A 19,407-nucleotide genomic window follows, 5' to 3' on the forward strand; every position below is an offset into this window, starting at 1 on the left:
GGAATCCAGGCAGGGTTTCTCTGATCTTTTCAGGTAAAACCGAACCGGAAAGACAAAAGGCTGCCGGTCACCAAATCCCTCCCTCCTTATCTGTCTTTTCAGGGATTTTTAGCAGAAAAATCATAAATTGCATTACCAAAACCAGTAGTTCCCGCATGAATCTGGTTTTAAATATCTGAACATTATTAATTTCCGCAAATCTAAGTTGCCGGTAATGTTCTGACTGACCGCTGTATTGCCAATCTTTTCATAGCTGGCAATCAGCCTGAATATATGATTGTTATGAAATCTGTTTTATGGGGGATTATATTCTCAATCTCTGCACATATATTATACGCTCAAAACACCATCGGACTGCCTGAAATCACCAACTTTAGTAAGAAAAACTATGTTGCCGGAACCCAGAACTGGGGGATTCTTCAGGACAAAAATGGCATTATGTATTTTGCCAATAATGAAGGTCTTCTCACTTTTGATGGTGTTTTCTGGAAAACCTACCCCCTGCCGAACAAATCAAAAGTGCGGTCAATGGCTTTTGGAAATGATCATAAAATTTATGTCGGGGCTGAAGATGAATTTGGTTATTTCTCCCCTGATAAAAATGGAAATCTGACTTATTTCTCCCTGAAAAAATTAATTCATGACAAAGACAGTGCTTTTTCAGATGTCTGGAATATCTGTGAATATAACGGGGGTTTGTTTTTCAGAGCCAGCAACAAGATTTTCCAGTACAAAGATCATTCTATCGCTGTTTATAAGCCTGTTTCTCATTGGAGATTTCTGGGAAAAAGCCACGATTTGCTCATTGCACAGGATTTCGATAAAGGTATTCTTCAATATCATAACGGCGGGTGGCAGCCATTCCTCCAAAATAGTGCTTTACCTTCCGGAGCTTTAGTTACTGCCTTTATTCCTTTGGAAGACGGCCGTTCTTTACTTACCACACTTGAACACGGCATCTATCTGATCAAAGACCAGACTGCAAGCCCTCTTTATTCTCCTTTTCTGAGTCTGGTATCAAGCCATCGGATTTATAGTGCGGTGCAGGTTTCACCGGACAGGCTGGCTCTATCAACCAGTCTGGCGGGTTGTTATATCATCAATACCAGAGGAGAATTTATTCAAAAAATAACTAAATCTGAAGGCCTCCAAAATAACAATATTCTCAGCAGTTTTATTGATAAGAACCATAATTTATGGCTCGGTCTCGACAATGGTATCACCTCTATTGCCTATAACAATGCCATAAAAAATATCTTTCCTGAAAATGACAGGGAAAGTGGCGGTTATACTTCTGCGCTGTACAACAATACTTTATATCTTGGTACTTCTAAAGGACTGTATAAGGTTCCGGTAGGTGCTAATGTTTCAGACCTTAGTTATGTAACCGGCAAATTCAGCTTTGTTGAAAATTCAAAAGGTCAGGTATGGAATTTATCTGAAATTAATGGAAAAATGCTCATGGCTCACCATGAAGGGATTTTTCAGGTCGCAAACAATACGGCTCAAAGATTACTTGGCAACAATGGTTTCTGGACGTTTCTGCCACTTTCCTCCATTTCTCCTGCTCCTGTTATCGTTTCAGGGAGCTACAACGGTATTCATTTTCTGACTTATAAAAACCAGTCTTTTCAGATGACGGGGGCTGTTCCGGACTTTTACCTTTCTTCCCGTTTTATTTGTATTGACAATGAAAATACCATCTGGATGTCTCATCCATACCGGGGCGTTTACAGGATTTCTGTTAATAATTATACCAATGCCTCCTCTAAATTATACGATTCCAAAAATGGTTTACCTGTCTCTTTAAACAATAATTACGTTTATAAAGTAAAGAACAGAATTGTCGTCGCTACCGAAAAGGGAATTTACGAATACAATCATTTTAAAGATCGCTTTGAACCCTCAGAATATTTCAGAAAGCTGTTTAAAGATATCAAAGTCTTTCTTTTAAAAGAAGATGCTTCAGGGAATATCTGGTTTACCAGCAATAACCAATTGGGAGTTATTGACCTGTCAAAATCCAAACCGGAAACGGTCTATTTCCCGGAATTGACCAACAAAATGGTCTCCGGTTTTGAAAATATCACTATTCTCAATGAAAACAATGTTCTGGTTGGCGGGGAAACCGGATTTTACCACATCAATTATCCAAAATACAAACAAAATCAAAATGAAATAAGTGTACAGCTTAGATCACTGAAGGCTTATGGCCAGTCTGACAGCCTGATTTTCGGAGGATATTTCGGAGAAGTTAATATGTTGAAGCATCAGGCTATCGGACAAATTCCTAAAATAAGCAGCCAGTTTAACACCCTGGATTTTGCGTTTTCTTCAACTTTATTTAGTCAGCAATCGAGTATTGAATATGCTTATTTTCTGGAAGGTTTTGATAATTCCTGGTCTGGCTGGACGAAAAAAACGGAAAAAGAATATTCCCGGTTACCTTACGGATTATACAGATTTCAGGTAAAAGCCAGGAATAACTTTGGCAAAGAATCAGCGGTTGCGAGCTATTCTTTTGAGGTTTTACCTCCCTGGTATCTTACTTTCTGGGCGTATCTGTATTATGCGGTTCTAGTTGGCGTATTGGTATATCTGGCCTATAAATGGCAAAAAAGAAAGTTTGTCAGACAACAACTGAAGTACAGGGAGGAGCAGCAAAAACTTCAATACCTCCACCAACTGGAACTTGCCAGGAATGACAAGGAAATTGTCCGGTTAAAGAATGAAAAACTGGAATCAGAGATTACTCACAAAAACTCTGATCTCGCATCCTCAGCCATGCACCTTGTTCAAAAAGCAGAAATCCTGAATAAAATCAGAACGGATCTGGTAAAAATTGCCAGACAAACCAATATGGATGATCTGAAAGATGATTTGAAAAAAATGGTTAAAATGGTAGATGAGGAAAATAAAATTGACAGCGACTGGGGACAGTTTTCAGTTCATTTTGATAAAGTTCACAGTAATTTTCTGATTGCTTTAAAGGAAAAATACCCGAATCTGAGTGCTACTGAATTAAAACTCTGCGCTTATTTACGGATGAATCTCTCTACGAAAGAAATTGCCCAGCTAATGAATATTTCGTCCAGAAGCGTAGAGGTAAGCCGGTATCGTTTGCGTAAAAAGCTGCAACTTCCTTCGGAAATCAACCTTTTCAACTTCTTCCTGGATTTCCATGTTGAAGAAAATAAATCATAGAAAAACGGCTGTTCTTTTTACAGAAACAGCCGTCGGTTTTATAGAGGGAGTTTTGGGTAAATCATGGTTTTAATCGTATAATTCTACATTTAAAAAGCCTTATCAGGCATTGAAAAGGCACTATTTCTCAATCATTTTATAAACCCGTACATAATCCACTTCCATAGCAACAGGGAAAATTGAAGGATCCAGTCCTTTTGCTCCACCCCAGTCGCCACCTATGGCCAGATTCAGGAGAATATGGAATTTTTTATCAAATGGCCAGACCGCATAGCCTTTTCCTTCATTTACAAATTCAAAAATAAACTGGTCATCAATATACCCTCTTAATGCATAAGGAGTCCAGTCTAAACGATATTTATGAAAATCAGTAATCGCATTATCGATTTTACGGGTACTGGTTTTCTGGGTATTAATCTTGAAATAGTACGCCAGCGTATGCGCACTGATATGAATTACATTCGGGTCGTATCCTACATGTTCCATAATGTCAATTTCTCCTGAATTTGGCCATCCGCCATATTCCCAGTCGGTCGGGAGCATCCAGATTGCAGGCCAGGTACCTAAGCCTCCCGGGATTTTAGCATTAATTTCAAATCTCCCGTACAGAAAATCACCTTTCCCTTTCGTTACCATTCTTGCAGAAGTATAATCCTTCCCTCCCATACTTTCCTTTCTGGCGGTAATAGTCAGTTTGCCATTCGAAACCCTGGCATTACTGATGTTGTTGGTATAATACTCCAGTTCATTATTTCCCCAGCCATTACCTCCGATGTCATACCCCCATTTCTTTGAATCAGGGCTGCCTTCATAATCAAATTCATCTGCCCATACAGGGGTACTTTCAAAAACCCATTTCTTATCCTGTGGTGCTGTCGGAGTTACCGTTACCGGAGCAGGATTATCCTTATTCTGAGCGGAACATGAGAAAAATCCTCCGAAAATAAGGGTCATAGCTAAAATGCTTAACTTTTTCATAATTATCAGTTTTCAGGTAAAAAAAGGCTAAACCGGCCAGTAACAATTTGTATTTGCTCACTGAGCCGGCCAGCCGCTCTAACTTAGGGTAAATTAAGGATAATATCTGTAAGTTTCATGTTTATTTAGTGCCTCCCCATTCTTTACTTTGCTGAATTTTAGTATTTTCCATTTCCAGTAAAGGAATTGGCAGAATCTCATGTTTACCCTCTTTAAAACCTCTTGGTCCTAAAACAGTTCCTGCTTTCTTCCAGCGTACCAAATCCAGCCAGCGATGGCCCTCTCCTGCCAGTTCAAGGCGTCTTTCATTAATAATATTGTCCATTGTAGCAGGAAGGTGATGCAGATTATCATGGTAAGCTCTGTCCCGTACAGCATTTAACAAGGCTGAAGCCCGTTCTAAATTTCCTCCCCCTCTCACTAATGCTTCTGCTTCCAGCAAATACATGTCTGCCAGACGCATATCGTAGATATTTTGCGGGAAATTCAATTCCATGTTTCCGGCGCCTGTCCATTTAAAAGAATCTCTTCCGGCAAATTTTTCCAGAAAATATCCTGTATTCATATAACCTTTTTCATAAGTGGCAATCCCGTTTTTCTCAAGACTGTCGAGATTGGCAATGGTGTATTTATACCTTGGATCAAAATGAATGGCATTGAATAAATCCGGTGTAACAGGCAGAAAACTCCATCCTGAAACATAGTCAGGAGCGTTAGCTGTTTTTGCTTTGTAACCTCTCGGCCCAACCATAATATTCAATACATTTCCTTCTGTACATGATACACAACCCCAGGCTCCGGCAGAAGTATTGGTATAGGCAATTTCAAAAATTGATTCAGCATTGAACTTATTCTTAACATTCCAAAGGTCGCCGAAATTACTTAGTAACTTATAGCCATATTGACTTGCTCCGCCGGGCGTTCCGTTTACTGCTGCCAGTTCCTGAGCTGCCGGACCGAATTTCTCCTGCTGTAAATACACTTTACCCAATAAAGCATGACCTGCTCCCTGCGTAGCACGTCCACCTTCTGTAGCAACCGGAACGGCGGCAGGCAAATCTGCCATAGCTTCAGTCAAATCTTTCTCGATCTGTTTGTAAACCTCTTCCGGTGTTGCCTGTAAAACATTATTCATCTCGCTGGTTGAAACCGTTGAAGTAAATAAAGGAATGTTTTTAAAAAGTCTCACCAGATCAAAATAGAAATAAGCACGCAGGAATTTTGCTTCAGCAATGTATCTTTTCTTCAGCGATTCGTCCATCGGTACAGTACCTATTTTCTGAAGAATCACATTTGCCCTGAAAATTCCTGAAAAACCTTTTCTCCATAATTCATCCTGCGGGCCGGTTGCAGGAGTAAGCGTATAATTTGAAAATACCTGAAAACTGGTAATATCATTGGCTCCTCCGCCTCCTGCATAGTGGTCATCGGAGGCAGCATTTAAAGCCCCGATTTTAGTAACAAAACCACTTCCCTGCCAGCCTACCACATCATACACAGCAACAAGTCCGTTAAATGCTTCCTGCTGATTACGGTAATAATTTGATTCGAGGTCTGTTCCTTTAGGTTTTACTTCAAGGAAATCTGTCGTACATGAACTCAGCAATTGTACTCCGATTACCAATCCTGCGATATATTTATTAATGTTTCTTTTCATTGTATTCAAATAATTAAAAATTAAAACCCAAGATTCAACCCGACCATGAATGAACGTGCCTGAGGATAAATTCCACGGTCTATGCTCATTACTCCACCTCCGATTTCAGGATCATATCCGGTATATTTAGTGAAAGTCAGTAAGTTCTGGCTCATCACATAAACACGGGCTTTCTGAATACCTAATCTGCTTGTCAGATTCTTTGGTAAGGTGTAACCAACCTGCAAAGTCTTAATTCTGAAATACCCGCCGTCTTCAAGATAGAAATCAGAAGGATTACTGAAATTTTTGTTAGGGTCACCATTTACGATTCTTGGAAAAGTAGCAGATGTACCTTCTCCTGTCCAGCGATCGAGTGCTTTAGTCTGCCAGTTAGCGTTCGCAATATCAAGACGACGTAATCCCTGGAAAATCTTGTTTCCTGAAGCACCTTGTCCGAAAACCACTAAGTCAAATCCCTGGTAAGCCAGGTTAAATGTAAAACCGTAAGACAACGTAGGTGTCGGGTTTCCTAAGAAAGTTCTGTCATTTTCAGTAATAACACCATCTCCGTCTATGTCAGACCATTTAAAATCTCCCGGCTTGGCATTTGGCTGAATTCTTTTACCATTTTTGTCAACATAACTTTCAATTTGCGACTGGTTCTGGAAGATCCCAAGAGTTTTAAAGCCATAAAAAGCATTAATCGGTTGTCCGACCTGTGTTCTTGTAATCGGGTAAGTACTTGCCTGGAAAGTTTGTCCGCCTGATAAATACGTAATTCCTCCTCCCAGATTTGTTACCTCATTCTGGATAAATGAAACATTACCATTTACTGAAAAGTCAAATTTTCCGAATTTCTTCCGATAACCTGCTTCAAACTCAATCCCGGTATTCTGCATATCAGCAATATTGGCGGCAGGGTTAGAAATTGCCCCGACATAACCCGGAATGCGGGGATATTGCAAAATGTCTTTTGTTACCTTTTTAAACCATTCCAAAGTCACATTTACAGAGTTAAACAAAGTAGCATCCAAACCAATGTTTGTCTGACTGGTTTGTTCCCATTTTAAATCAGGATTGGCCGGTGCGTTGGGGCTATAACCAATAATATAACTTCCTGAAGTACCAAAAGCATAGTTTCTGCCGCTACCAACTGTTGACAGGAATGAAAAATCTCCGATAGCATCATTTCCTACTATACCGTAACCACCTCTTAATTTCAGGAAATTAACCACGGTATTAGTCGGGAAGAAATCTTCTCTCGACGCAACCCAGCCCAATGAAACAGATGGGAAAACACCGTATTTATGATTCGCACCAAATCTTGAGGAACCATCTCTTCTGACCAAACCTTGTACCAGGTACTTTTCGTCGAAATTATAGTTCAATCTGGCAAATAATGATGCTACAGTATGCTCTGCTCCTTCAGAACCATCTGAGGCACGCTGATCTGCCGGAACTTTGTAGTTCAGGGAAGCATCATTGAAGTTATCAACCGGAACATTATAGAAAGTTACACTCGTTGAATATGTTCTGTTTTCCAGATAAGCACCCTGTCCTAAAAGCAAGCTGACATTATGCTTGTTGAAGTCTTTGGTATAAGAAAGCGTATTTTCAATATTCCAGTCGAAACGGGTATTATTACTTCTGTTAAATGAGGTTTTAGAGGTTATATTTGAAGAGTTCAGCCATGAAAGCGGTGAAAAGTTTTCACTGCCGTAGAAAGCCATTTTAGAACCCAGCGTTGAACGGAATTTCAACCCTTTCATTGGCTGGGCTTCTACAAAAGCATTTCCTATAAAGTTGTCGCTCCAGCCATAATTTCCCAAACGGGTTTGGATATACGCTAAAGGATTAACCATCTCCTGACCTACCGCAGAAGAAATTCCATAAGGATTTCCATTGGCATCACGACGGATTCCGATGTTCTGATAAGGAGAACCTGCTGCTACAGAAGGGTCCGTGATAACCGCTTGTGTAATCGGGTCCAGGTTAATAGCAGAACTTAACGGGCCTCCAAATTCACTGTTTGTATTTCCTAAACCAATTGACTTATCATGTGCATAGCCAAGGTTTTGTCCTACAGTAATCCATTTTGACAATTTATGGGTACTGTTCAGACGAACATTGATACGGGTATATCTGGAAATGTCAGTAGCTACAATTCCTTCCTGGTCAAGATACCCGAAAGAAAGGTAAAAAGTAGATTTATCATTTCCTCCGCTGATGCTTAATTCATGATTCTGGCGACGTGCGCTGTTATTAAAAATAAGTGCCTGCCAATCGGTTCCTTGTCCGTATGAAGCAGGGTTTGGATACACAACCGCCCCACCTGCTGCTACAGAAGATTCATTTCGCAAAGTCGCATACTGGGTAGCATTAAGCATATCCAGTTTTTTTGCAGGGGCAGAAGTTCCATAAAATCCATTGTAATTTACCTGAATACTTCCTGCTTTTCCTTTTTTAGTAGTAACCAGGATCACCCCGGCTGCTGCTCTGGCACCATAAATAGCCTGCGATGCGGCATCTTTTAATACTTCAATTGATTCAATATCCGACTGATTCAGATAACCAATTCCGCCATTATCAACTACCACCCCATCAACTACCCAAAGCGGGTTATTGTTATTGAGTGTAGTTACCCCACGGACACGAACGGTTGCACTTGAACCCGGCTGGCCGGAGTTAGAGGCGATTGTTAAACCGGAGGTCCTGCCCTGAAGTGCTTCCTCAACTCTGTTGATTGGCATACTTTCCAGATCTGCCGCCTTTACACTTGAAATTGCCCCTGTGACAACACTTTTTTTCTGGGCACCATAACCTACTACAATTACTTCATTAAGGCTGTTAGAAAGTTCTTCCAATTGAAAATCATGAACGGCCGAATTCTTTACTATAAAACTTTGAGTAGCCGCACCCAGATAATTAACCACTAAAGTGGCCCCGGGAGAAACGTTAATCGTATATCTTCCGGTTGAATCTGTAATAACAGCTTTTGAGGTTCCCATTACTGCGACACTTGCTCCTACCAATGCTTCCCCGCCAGGTTTAGACGTTACTCTCCCGCTAACTCTCAGGCTTTGTGCCATCGAAGTTCCAATTACACCAAAGAGCAGTATGATACTTATTAGCAGTACAATTTTTCTTTTCATTCTTTAAAGGTTGTTTCAAATGGCAAAGATTTTACCATTGGGATTTTGATTTAAATTAGTTTTGGTATACCTGCTGCAAAGGTAGAACTGGCGCTAAAAAAAGTACAATTATTTATGACTACATTACTACAACAAAAACCTCACAACTGGTACTATTCAGACTTTTTCACCCCAACATTACCACAACAAAAGCCCATACATGGTTAAATTTTATCCAAATCTTACGATTTTATGTAGTAATCGTACAATCCCGGAATTTGTTAAAGAATGCTAAGCTGTTCTAGTAAAACGTAATAAAAACGCAGCGGTTTTTCAGGAGAAAATTTCAGTGATTAAAGGAAAATAAATGAAGTAGAGCTGCCTCAAAAAGAATTGAAAATTCTCCGAAATATGGTAAAACATTATTGAATAAATCTGATCCCGGCAACGGACTGTAGTGATTTTATTCATGAAATATACCTCTTGTAAGAGAAAGATAAAGAAACAGAGCAATGAGAAAATGGCAGGATCTATGAGATTTTATTTTCTGAAAATTCCATAAAAAAAACTCCCGCTTCTATGAAAAGAAAGAGGGAGTTTTTTGAAAAGAAGCCTGGTTTTGTAACAGAAACTAGTTCGTTTCCAACAACTCGACTTCAAAAATTAAAGTCGCGCCACCGGGAATATCTGCACCAGCACCACGCTCGCCATAAGCAAGATGGTATGGAAGAAAAAACTTATATTTACTTCCTGTAGGCATTAACTGAAGACCTTCCGTCCAGCCGCTGATTACCTGGTATAAACCAAAACTAATCGGTTCTCCACGTAAAACACTGCTATCGAAAATAACGCCGTCAATTGTCGTTCCGTGATAATGTGTAAGTACTTTACTTCTCGGACCACTTGGTTTCGGACCAGTTCCTTCAGTCAGAACTTCATATTGCAAGCCGCTTGCTGTTTCAACGACTCCTTCTCTTTTTTTATTTTCTGCTAAAAATGCAGCACCTCTTGCGATTTCAGCTGCTACTTTTTCACGGCTGTTGCCCTGAATTCCATCGAATAAACCCATGTTGTATGATTGTTTAATTTTTCCTCAAAGATAAATATGTTTTAGAGGAAAGCAGAAAGACTTTCAGAGAAAAGATTTGGTTTTCCTTTCTTTTCCGGATCTGGAAGGAAAGTCCTTTTCTATACAAAAAAGGCAGGGTTTAAATAAACCACTGCCTTTTCATTACTCATTAACCATTTTAATATCAACATGAATCCATTGATATTTTTATCATTACCCAAAACACTTTATCGTTTAGAATCCCGGATTCTGTTTATATAACCCTTTTGTAAAACTGATTTCTCTTTGAGGAATCGGTAAATACTCATCCCTTCCCGCCGTAAATTTTGCTGTCGATAAAAATGGTCTTCTTACCTTCTCTATATCCAGATAAGCATTCAGCGTTTCTGCGGCAATTCCCCAGCGTACCAGGTCGAAGAACCGTGGACTCTCAGTGGCAAACTCCAGTCTTCTCTCCCATCTGAGTGCTGATCTTGCATAAGATTGGGTCCAGCCTGCAGAACCATATTCTTTGGTATTGTATTTGGAAGCAAATGTTCCGTCAGATTTCTTCAAACGGCCGGTACTGGCTGCTGCTCTTCTTCTGATCTGGTTAATCAGCGGGCGGGCGGCTTCCTGCTGTCCTAATTCGATATAAGCTTCAGCCTGCATCAGTAAAACATCATCATAGCGGATAATATCTATGTTTTTGGAAGAACCGATAAAAGGACCTTCTTTATGATAAGAAGAACTGGAGGCCAGCTGCTGTTCTTTCATTGTATGGAACAACCCGTAAACCCCAGGATCTCTTACCCAGCTATTGCTGAAAGGAAGGTCAGGATTATACTTGTAGGGATGTCCGTCAATCCCGATCGTATGGTCTATGCGCGGGTCAACCGTATTGCTGGCAAAATCTACATTGCTATTGTTAAAGGTATCAAATAATGGCAAACCATTCGCATCTGTTTTGTAAGCATTTGCCAGGTTCTGACTTGCCTGATGAAAGCCACAACATCCGTATTGCGGTGCTCCGTGAGGGTAATTAAGGCCGGTAACATAACTGAGACGACCGATTGTTGTTCCATCATTGATCGAATACTGAATCGCAAAAACTGACTCTGGTCCGTTTTCAGTTTCAGCGATAAAGTTTTCCGCAAAATCAGGCTGCAAGCTATATTGTCCCGAGCTGATTACCTGCTGAGTCAGCGTCACTACTTCCTGTAACCTTGTTTTATTAATATTAGTCACCTGGTGTTTGTCATCCTGCTCATAAGCCTGAAACAATCTGAGTTTCGCCAGATAAGCGGCTGCGGCAATTTTGTTAGCTCTGCCAATCTGCGATTGTTTTGCAGGCAGGTTATTCACCGCAAACTGGAAGTCTTCTCCGATTTTATTCCATAATTCATCATTTTTGTACTGCACATTCGATACTTTCAGAATATCATCATTTGAGATTGTTTCATCGATATAGGGAATATTTTTAAATAACATTTTCAGCATAAAATAAGAATGCCCTCTCAAAAAGCGCAACTCAGCCTGACGGGTCTTTTTCAATGGAAATTCTGCTTCCGAAAGAGAATTAACACTTCTTAAGGCCACATTTGCCCTTGAAATTGCCTTGTAGAAATTTTCCCAGGTAAAAGGGTGCATCAATCCCTGATCCGGTCTGGTGAGGTTATAGTGCTCGTAATAATCCACATCGGCAACATCCGAAACACCTCCGCCTCCCTTATAGGCATCATCTGAACGCACACTGCCATACACCCACATGCTCGTCATCGGACCGACCATATCATCATTCCCGATTCCGGCATATGCTGCCGTTACCAGGGCATCAGCAGCTTCTGCACTTTTTACATTTTCTGAAGAAAGCGTTCCCTGAGGTTTATAGTCAAGGAAATCCTGACAAGAGGACATGGTTAATCCACTTGCAATGAGTAAACTATATATAAATTTCTTTTTCATTGTTCTATTGATTTGTGATCGTTAAAATTGGATGGATTTGTCTGAGAACCCCTCCGGTCATTCCTTAAAAGGACACATTTACGCCGAAAGTCAATGTTCTTGGTATCGGAATAGCATTTACATCTGTACGTTCCGGATCAGGGCCAATGAATTGTGAAGACTTGATCAGAAACAGGTTTTCTGCCATTACATAAACTCTGAGTCTTTCCATCGCAATTTTCTTAATCAGATCTTTACTGAAAGTATATCCCAATTGTACATTCCTCAGTTTGAAATATGAAGTATTTACATTGAAATAATCTGAAGGGCGGGTTTCATTATTTCCATCCGACAACGATAAAGCAGGCACTCTGGTATTAGTGTGTGTCGGCGTCCAGGCATCAAATACACCCGGGCCAACGTTTTCTCTGCCTCTGATAAAATTATTGTAGAAAGTATAGGAATCAAAACCCGTTCTGCCCGCAATACCTGAACCAAAGACGGACAAATCGAAGTTCTTATAACCCAGGTTTATGGTTAAACTGTATTCCAATGCAGGTAAAGACGTTCCGAAAAATACCCGGTCATCATCATTTATTACGCCGTCATTATTCGTATCTACATAACGGATTCTTCCCGGAGCAGCTCCGACTTGTTTGGGAGCAGCATCTACTTCCGCCTGACTCTGGAAAAGTCCGTTTGTTTTGTATCCGAACAAATCAAACTGTGAATGACCGATGATGGTATTAATTGCGTTCCCGGCATAGGCAGATCTTACTTCTTCAGGCAATTCTGTGATTTTATCTCTGAATCTGCTGAAATTGGCAAATACACTGTAGGTTAAATCTCCTTTAGGTTTTCCATAATACCCCAATGACAATTCAAATCCGTTGTTTACTTTGGTTGCACCGTTTACGTACTTCAATTGTCCTTCTCCAACCGCCGAAGCTACCGGAGGTTTAATAAGGATATCACTGGTTGTACGGGTAAAATAATCAAATGAACCTACCAGACTTCCATCGAAAAATCCAAAGTCAATTCCGGCATTTACTTCATCGGTAGTTTCCCATTTCAGCTTGGTATTTTCTGCCTGAGTTGACACAAAACCGGAAGGAAGATTTCCTGTATTGGCACCGTTGAGATCATAGGCAGTACCTATGTTCCAAAACTGGTCAAAAAAGCCATTATGTCCATCCGGCACCTGAGAAGCTCTTGTTCCATATCTGGTATCATACAAACCATAACGTGCGAGGTCTCCGATTTCCTGGTTACCAACCCGGCCTACCCCAACTCTGGCTTTTAAATTACTGACTACCTTTACATCCTTGAAGAAATCCTCTTTATCAATTCTCCAGCCTACAGAAGCAGCAGGGAAAATACCATATCTGTTATCTTCTCCGAAACGGGAAGAACCATCCCGGCGTATGGTTACAGCTGCCAGGTATTTGTCTGAAAATCCATAGTCAATTCTTCCGAATTGCGACAACAGACGACTTCCTGATGCAGAACCGGTTACACTGGTATTTCCGGTACCGGCACTCAACACAAAATAGTCTTCTGTTTGCAAAGCAAATCCTTCTTTCTTGGCAACCTGATAGTTAAAATCGTTTTTAATAGCCTCTACCCCGGCTAAAAACTTAAACTGGCTTCTCCCTATTTCAAGATTATAACGAACTGTATTTGACCAGGTTAAACTCAGGTTTTTATTTTGATCTAAAGTCAGACTGTTATTGGTACGACCGAAAGAACCTTCAGAAAATGATTGCTCAATATTTTTGAATAAATAACTGGCATTATCCGCTCCGACGCTCGACTTGAAAAACAGATTCTTCACCGGTTCAATTTCAATAAACACGTTACCAAACATGGTGAGGCGATTGGTATTATCCCATTTATTGATGTCCTGCATATGCAAAGGGTTATTTCTGTCGGAATAGCCTGAACCGATTGCTCCGCCATAAGAGCCATCCTTTGCATAAATCGGAATAGTTGGTGCTAAAGTAATGGCCAAACCAGGTGTCAGAGCTCCTCCGATATCTGAAGCAGCCAGTGTTTCATTTGAGGAAGCAATCTGGATATTCGCCCCGATTTTCACGCTGTTATTGAATGTACTTGTCAAAGCATTAATCCGACCGCTGATTTTGTCATAATTGGTATATTTCAGCATTCCGGTATTTTTAAAATACCCCAGGTTAATCTGCAAAGAAGAGTTTTTGGTACCTCCTGTGATCGTCAGTTCATTGTTTGTCACCACACCCATTTTATACATAGCTTCCTGCCAGTCTGTATCTCCGGCAGGCATATTTGTATTACCTCCGACGTATGGATTGACGGTAACACCATTTAAAACAGGGTTTTTAAGGTTCTTATTCCAGTCAAATGTATAAAGTGCCCCGTAACCATCTTCCGGATTTACCCCATCGTTAACGGAAGCCTGCCAAAGTGCTTTTCCACGGTCAACCGCATTCAGCATTTTGAATCTCTGGTATTTTTCGGATTGAAAAGAGATGCTTGAATTAAAGTCAATGTTAATTTTCCCGTTTGTGTTAGTCCCGTTTTTAGTAGTCACGATGATTACCCCGTTAGAAGCTCTGGAACCATATATTGAGGCAGCAGAAGCATCTTTCAATACCTGAATCGACTGAATTGAGTTAGGATTTATCCCCTGTAGTACTTCAGGTCTTTTGGTAGGAACCCCATCGATGATATAAAGCGGATCTGTATTACCAAGGGTATTGGCTCCCCGAATTAAAATCCGGGAATTGGTACCATTGGGAGAGCCGCTTTTTTCAATATAAAGCCCCGGAACCCGCCCCTGCAAAGCCTGCATCGGGTTTCCTGAACTGATATTCTTGATTGGTGCTAAATCTACAATAGCTACTGCACCCGTCAGGTCTTCTTTTCTGGAAGAAGTATAACCTACTACAACTACTTCATTCAGTTCTTTTCCGGGAACAAGTGAGATATTTACCACGCTCATTCCGGTTATTGAAACTTCCTTTGAAGCATAACCAATGTAAGAAACCATCAAAGTTGTTGCATTTTCCGGAACAGACAAGGAGAACTTTCCTTCTGCGTTTGTGGTAGTTCCTCTTGTTGTTCCTTTAATAAGAATGTTTGCCCCGATCAGCGCTTCATTGCTCTCTTCGCCCAAAACCCTTCCGGTTATGGTTCTTTGCTGAGCTAACGCAAGCTGGACTGTCAGGAACAGTGCGGCAATGGTCAGTAGATAATTTTTCATACTTTGGATTGTTTATAATTGGTTAAAAGTGGAAAAAAATGATAATTGAAAATCCTTTATCTCTGGCTTTTAGTATGTTTTTAAACATCAGGCCTGGTTTTACCAACATTTCCGGTAACGATGTAGTATAACCCCGCCTGACGGTTGACGATATTTTGTATTAATTAAGGAGTTACGATCACTTCCAGATGCTTTTCAGCTGCTGAACACTTCCCTTTTTAAGTATCACTTTTCCTCCTTCTGCAATCAGTTTCAAATGAGTAAAATCGGTTGTAGGGAAGAAAATATCAGTAATCACCGTTTCACCTTTATCGGCAAACAGCTCTGAGGAAGCTACGTCGAAAAACAGACGCATTTCAATTGTTTTATTTCGGGAAGTCCTTGGAGCAGGATGAACTTTAGCCGCAAACCTGTCGGAAAATGACAGGTCTCCGGATTGGGTTCTGTCGCTAAAAAAGTGATTTGCAGCAGCATCATATCCTACACTGTAACTTTCACCTTTGTCGTTGGAAAGTTCTACCCTGAACTTTGTATTCTGAGAAGCTTCAGGAAGTTCAAAACTTAAGTTCAGTTCTGATAAAGTCGGGGTAAATCCAGGTTTTGGAGTTAAATCCAGGGCTCCTTCCAATGTTTGCTCCTGAAGCGTAAGTAATTTGTGCACATCCCCTTTTTCTTTTAACAATGCTGTTTCCTTTACAGGATTGGTAAAAAGTCTGTAACCAGCCTCTGTAGATTTCAGAACTAATTCCCTGGGAAGTGTGGAAGTGCTTCTCCATTCGGCAGTGGGAACATTCTGTGCATATTGCCAGTTACTCATCCAGCCAATAAATAATCTTCTGCCGTCTTTGGCAGGAATATCAGACCAGGTTACTCCGGCATAATTATCTCTTCCGTAATCCAGCCATACGGCCTCATTATTTCTGACAAAAGGTTTGAATTTTTCATCGAGAATAAAGTTTTTCCCATCAAAATCGCCGACAAAATACTGCGTGCCGGAGCCTCCGTTAATTGCTCCGGGGTTGATGCTTTTAAGCAATATCCATTTTGTTTCTTTAGTCCCATCCACTTTCAAAGGAAAGAAATCAGGGCATTCCCATACTCCGCCATGAGCTCCCCATTCTTTCCCGAAATCACTGGCATGCTCCCAGTTTTTCAGGTTTTTTGAAGTCCAGAATTCTGTATGATCCTGTACTGCCAAAGCCAGAATCCATTGGTTATGAATATTATCCCATGACATTTTAGGATCTCTGAAATCACTGATTCCCGGGTTTTTAATCACCGGATTGGCCTTAAATTTTGTCCAGGTTCTTCCCTTATCATTGCTGTAGGCAATTCCCTGAGACTGGTAATCTTTCTTACCTTTTTTCTCCTCTGCGGCATTATGATAGGTAAAGATTGCGACCATTGCCGGACGGTTATTTTTAGCAAATCCGCTGGTATTTTTCCAATCAATCACGGCGCTTCCTGAAAAAATGTAGCCCAGACTATCCGGGTATAAAGCAATCGGAAGATTATTCCAGTGAATCATATCTTTACTTACAGCATGTCCCCAGTGCATAGGGCCCCATTTATTGTCTTTAGGATAATGCTGATAGAACAAATGATATTCTCCCTCATAATACACCATACCGTTCGGATCATTCATCCAACCGGAAGAAGGAGAAAAATGTATCTGTTCACGGTGTTTTTCATGATACAGATTTCTGTTTACCTGTGCATTAACATATGTGGTGGCCACAAGCATGCAGATGGCGATTTTTGCAATCATTAATTTAGCTTTCATATAATTTCATGAGTGTATTTAAGGTTTTCAGATCCTTTGATAAACAAATTCATCAGGCATCCGGATTAACGACAAGACGGCTTCGGAGTGACTCTGCTTCTGCTATTGAAACAGTTGGAGTTGCTCCCTGGTAAGTTGCTACAAGTGACCCCATTGCACAGGCAAAACTTAAGCTTTCTTCCGGGTCTTTCTTTTGAATCCTGGCATTGAGCAGAGCAGCTAAAAAAGCGTCACCACTTCCTATGGTATCTTTCACTTCCACTTTATAGCCCTCACTTTCATAAAAATGCCCCTTCTCCAATAGAATTGCTCCATCTCCTCCCCGTGTTACGCAAATGGTATTCAGTTCAAATCTTTCTGCCAGGGCCAGCATAGAAGACCTCTGATCGGTATTTTCATTATTCCACTCAGCAATCAGTGCGAGTTCATGTTCATTCATTTTTACCATGTCAGCCTCTTTCAGGAAATATTCGACCAAATCCTGCTGAAAAAACGGTGCGCGGAGATTTACATCAAAAACTTTAAATCCGGTCTTTTTCAAAAGATGGTTCAGGGTCTCACGGGTAGCTTTACTTCTGGCACATAAACTGCCGAAAATAAAAATATCTGCCTTTTCGGCAGCTTCAATCATTGCCGTTTCCGGCTGAATATAATCCCAGGCAACCGGATGTAAAATCTTGTAAGTCACTTCATTTCTGTTACTTACATTAGCCTTCACCACTCCGGTCAAATGCGTTTCACCTGTTTGAATCAAGTCAGTGGACAAACCTTTCTCTTCCAAAAAGGCCAATAGTTCTTTTCCTAATTCATCGTTTCCTATCCGGCTCACCATCCGGGGGCTGAGTCCTAAATTTTTCAGGTGGACAGCTACATTCATTGGTGCTCCTCCGGCTTGCTTGCCCGTTGGCAGAATATCCCAGAGCATTTCTCCAAAACATATAATTTCAGGTTGGTTCATGGTTATAAAATTTTAATGAAGGACTAAGGCCTTTTCAATATTTTCGAGAGAAGTACCTTTTGTTTCAGGCATAATTTTCCAGACAAAAAGTAATTGTAATACCATCATTGAGGCGAAGAAGGAGAAAGTTATTCCTCCGCCGAAGGTTTCAGCGATGTAGGGGAATGTAAAAGTGATAATGGCTGCCAGAATCCAATGGGTAAAACTTCCCAGGGCTTGTCCGTAAGCTCTTACTTCGTTGGGGAAAATTTCAGAAATAAATACCCAGATAACAGCTCCCTGAGAAAATCCGAAGAAAGCAATATAGGCAAATAAATAGAAGGGCACATTCATTCCCATATTTCCGGTATAAAAGGCCATTGCAACCAGTAAAAGGGCAGCAATTAAGCCAATAGAGCCCATATACATCAGGATTTTTCTCCCAAATCTGTCAATCAGAGAAATTCCGACTAAAGTAGAAATCAGGTTAATCAGCCCGATTCCGGCAGAGGAAAGCAAGGCAGAATTTTTACCTAAACCTGCCATTTCGAAAATGCGGGGGGAGAAATAAATGATAGCATTTATCCCCGATACCTGATTGAAAAGTGCGAATAATACCGCCAGAAATACAGGTTTCCGATAGGCAGGTTTGAATAAACTCTTAAAATCTCCGGCAGTTTCGGCATTTGTCTGGTTTTGAATGGCGAAGATGATTTTTTCTGAGGTAGCAGCATCAATGGTATTTAAGGTAGCTCTGGCTGTTGACAAATCTCCCCTTTTTAAAATCAGCCATCTCGGGCTTTCAGGAATAAGTACTGCGGTTATGATGAAAAGCAGGGAGGGAACAGCCTGTACTCCGAGCATCCAGCGCCAGGCATTTTCTCCCATTCCGGCAAGCAGGTAATTGGATAAATAAGCGATCAATATTCCAAAAACCACATTAAACTGAAACATCGCTACCAAACGACCTCTTTTGTGAGCAGGGGCGATTTCAGAAATGTACATCGGTGCTACCACGGATGAAATCCCTACCCCCAGACCTCCCAGAAATCTGAAGATCAGAAACGTATTCCAGTCGACAGCATAGGCTGTTCCCAGCGAAGAAAGAAAGTAAAAAACGGCGATTATAAACAAGGTAGCCTTACGCCCATATTTTTCAGCAGGAATCCCTCCGATTAAAGAACCCAATACAGTACCTCCTAGGGCTATAGAAACGGTAATGCCATGTTCAAAGGCATTGAGTGACCAGAGTTTTTGAAGGGTCTGTTCAACTCCGGATATGACGGCGGTGTCGAAACCAAATAAGAAACCGCCCAGAGCGGCCGAGAGAGACCAGAAAAAGATCTTCATATTTTGATTCATCAGTAAACTTTTAGATGTTGTTAGTGAATCAAAATTACAAGACCGGGAAAGGACGGTACTTTACAATTCTTTCAAAACATACAAGAATTGTTACATACCGAACAATCAATTAATTTTCAATCAGTTATACCAAAAAATAT

At 40.7% G+C, this 19,407-nt stretch carries 10 protein-coding genes; 1 reads left to right on the forward strand and 9 read right to left on the reverse strand.

Annotated features, from left to right (window positions below):
• Window positions 1-282 precede the first annotated feature (282 nt).
• Entirely contained in the window at window positions 283-3,204 is a 2,922-nt protein-coding gene (locus BM179_RS08340) for a triple tyrosine motif-containing protein (protein ID WP_177219338.1), read from the forward strand.
• Between the two features lie 120 nt (window positions 3,205-3,324).
• Here BM179_RS08340 and BM179_RS08345 read toward each other — a convergent pair whose 3' ends face one another.
• The 9 genes from BM179_RS08345 to BM179_RS08385 form a co-directional block, all read right to left on the reverse strand.
• Window positions 3,325-4,182 carry a glycoside hydrolase family 16 protein gene (locus tag BM179_RS08345; protein ID WP_218159185.1) on the reverse strand — a complete coding sequence of 286 codons (858 nt, stop codon included), beginning with the start codon at window positions 4,180-4,182 and terminating at the stop codon, window positions 3,325-3,327.
• 121 nt (window positions 4,183-4,303) lie between these two features.
• Window positions 4,304-5,839 (reverse strand): RagB/SusD family nutrient uptake outer membrane protein, encoded by a 1,536-nt coding sequence (locus BM179_RS08350; protein WP_092015185.1) that lies wholly within the window; start codon window positions 5,837-5,839, stop codon window positions 4,304-4,306.
• Between the two features lie 20 nt (window positions 5,840-5,859).
• On the reverse strand, window positions 5,860-8,973 hold the full coding sequence (locus tag BM179_RS08355) for a SusC/RagA family TonB-linked outer membrane protein (RefSeq protein ID WP_092015188.1): 3,114 nt from the start codon (window positions 8,971-8,973) through the stop codon (window positions 5,860-5,862).
• A gap of 610 nt (window positions 8,974-9,583) precedes the next feature.
• Complete coding sequence (locus BM179_RS08360) at window positions 9,584-10,021, reverse strand: FKBP-type peptidyl-prolyl cis-trans isomerase (protein ID WP_092015192.1); 438 nt, start codon at window positions 10,019-10,021, stop codon at window positions 9,584-9,586.
• 234 nt (window positions 10,022-10,255) lie between these two features.
• Entirely contained in the window at window positions 10,256-11,965 is a 1,710-nt protein-coding gene (locus tag BM179_RS08365; RefSeq protein WP_092015195.1) for a RagB/SusD family nutrient uptake outer membrane protein, read from the reverse strand.
• 64 nt (window positions 11,966-12,029) lie between these two features.
• Window positions 12,030-15,185: a SusC/RagA family TonB-linked outer membrane protein gene (locus tag BM179_RS08370; RefSeq protein ID WP_092015198.1), complete on the reverse strand. Its 3,156-nt coding sequence runs from the start codon at window positions 15,183-15,185 to the stop codon at window positions 12,030-12,032.
• 178 nt (window positions 15,186-15,363) lie between these two features.
• Window positions 15,364-16,968 carry a glycoside hydrolase family 32 protein gene (locus BM179_RS08375; RefSeq protein WP_229632924.1) on the reverse strand — a complete coding sequence of 535 codons (1,605 nt, stop codon included), beginning with the start codon at window positions 16,966-16,968 and terminating at the stop codon, window positions 15,364-15,366.
• Between the two features lie 52 nt (window positions 16,969-17,020).
• On the reverse strand, window positions 17,021-17,926 hold the full coding sequence (locus BM179_RS08380; protein WP_092015201.1) for a carbohydrate kinase family protein: 906 nt from the start codon (window positions 17,924-17,926) through the stop codon (window positions 17,021-17,023).
• Window positions 17,927-17,938: 12 nt separating this feature from the next.
• A complete protein-coding gene (locus BM179_RS08385) occupies window positions 17,939-19,267 on the reverse strand; it encodes a sugar porter family MFS transporter (RefSeq protein ID WP_092015204.1) in 1,329 nt (442 codons plus the stop codon).
• Window positions 19,268-19,407 lie beyond the last annotated feature (140 nt).

Origin of the sequence: Pseudarcicella hirudinis, assembly GCF_900115665.1 — a bacterium.
Lineage (GTDB): Bacteria > Bacteroidota > Bacteroidia > Cytophagales > Spirosomataceae > Pseudarcicella > Pseudarcicella hirudinis.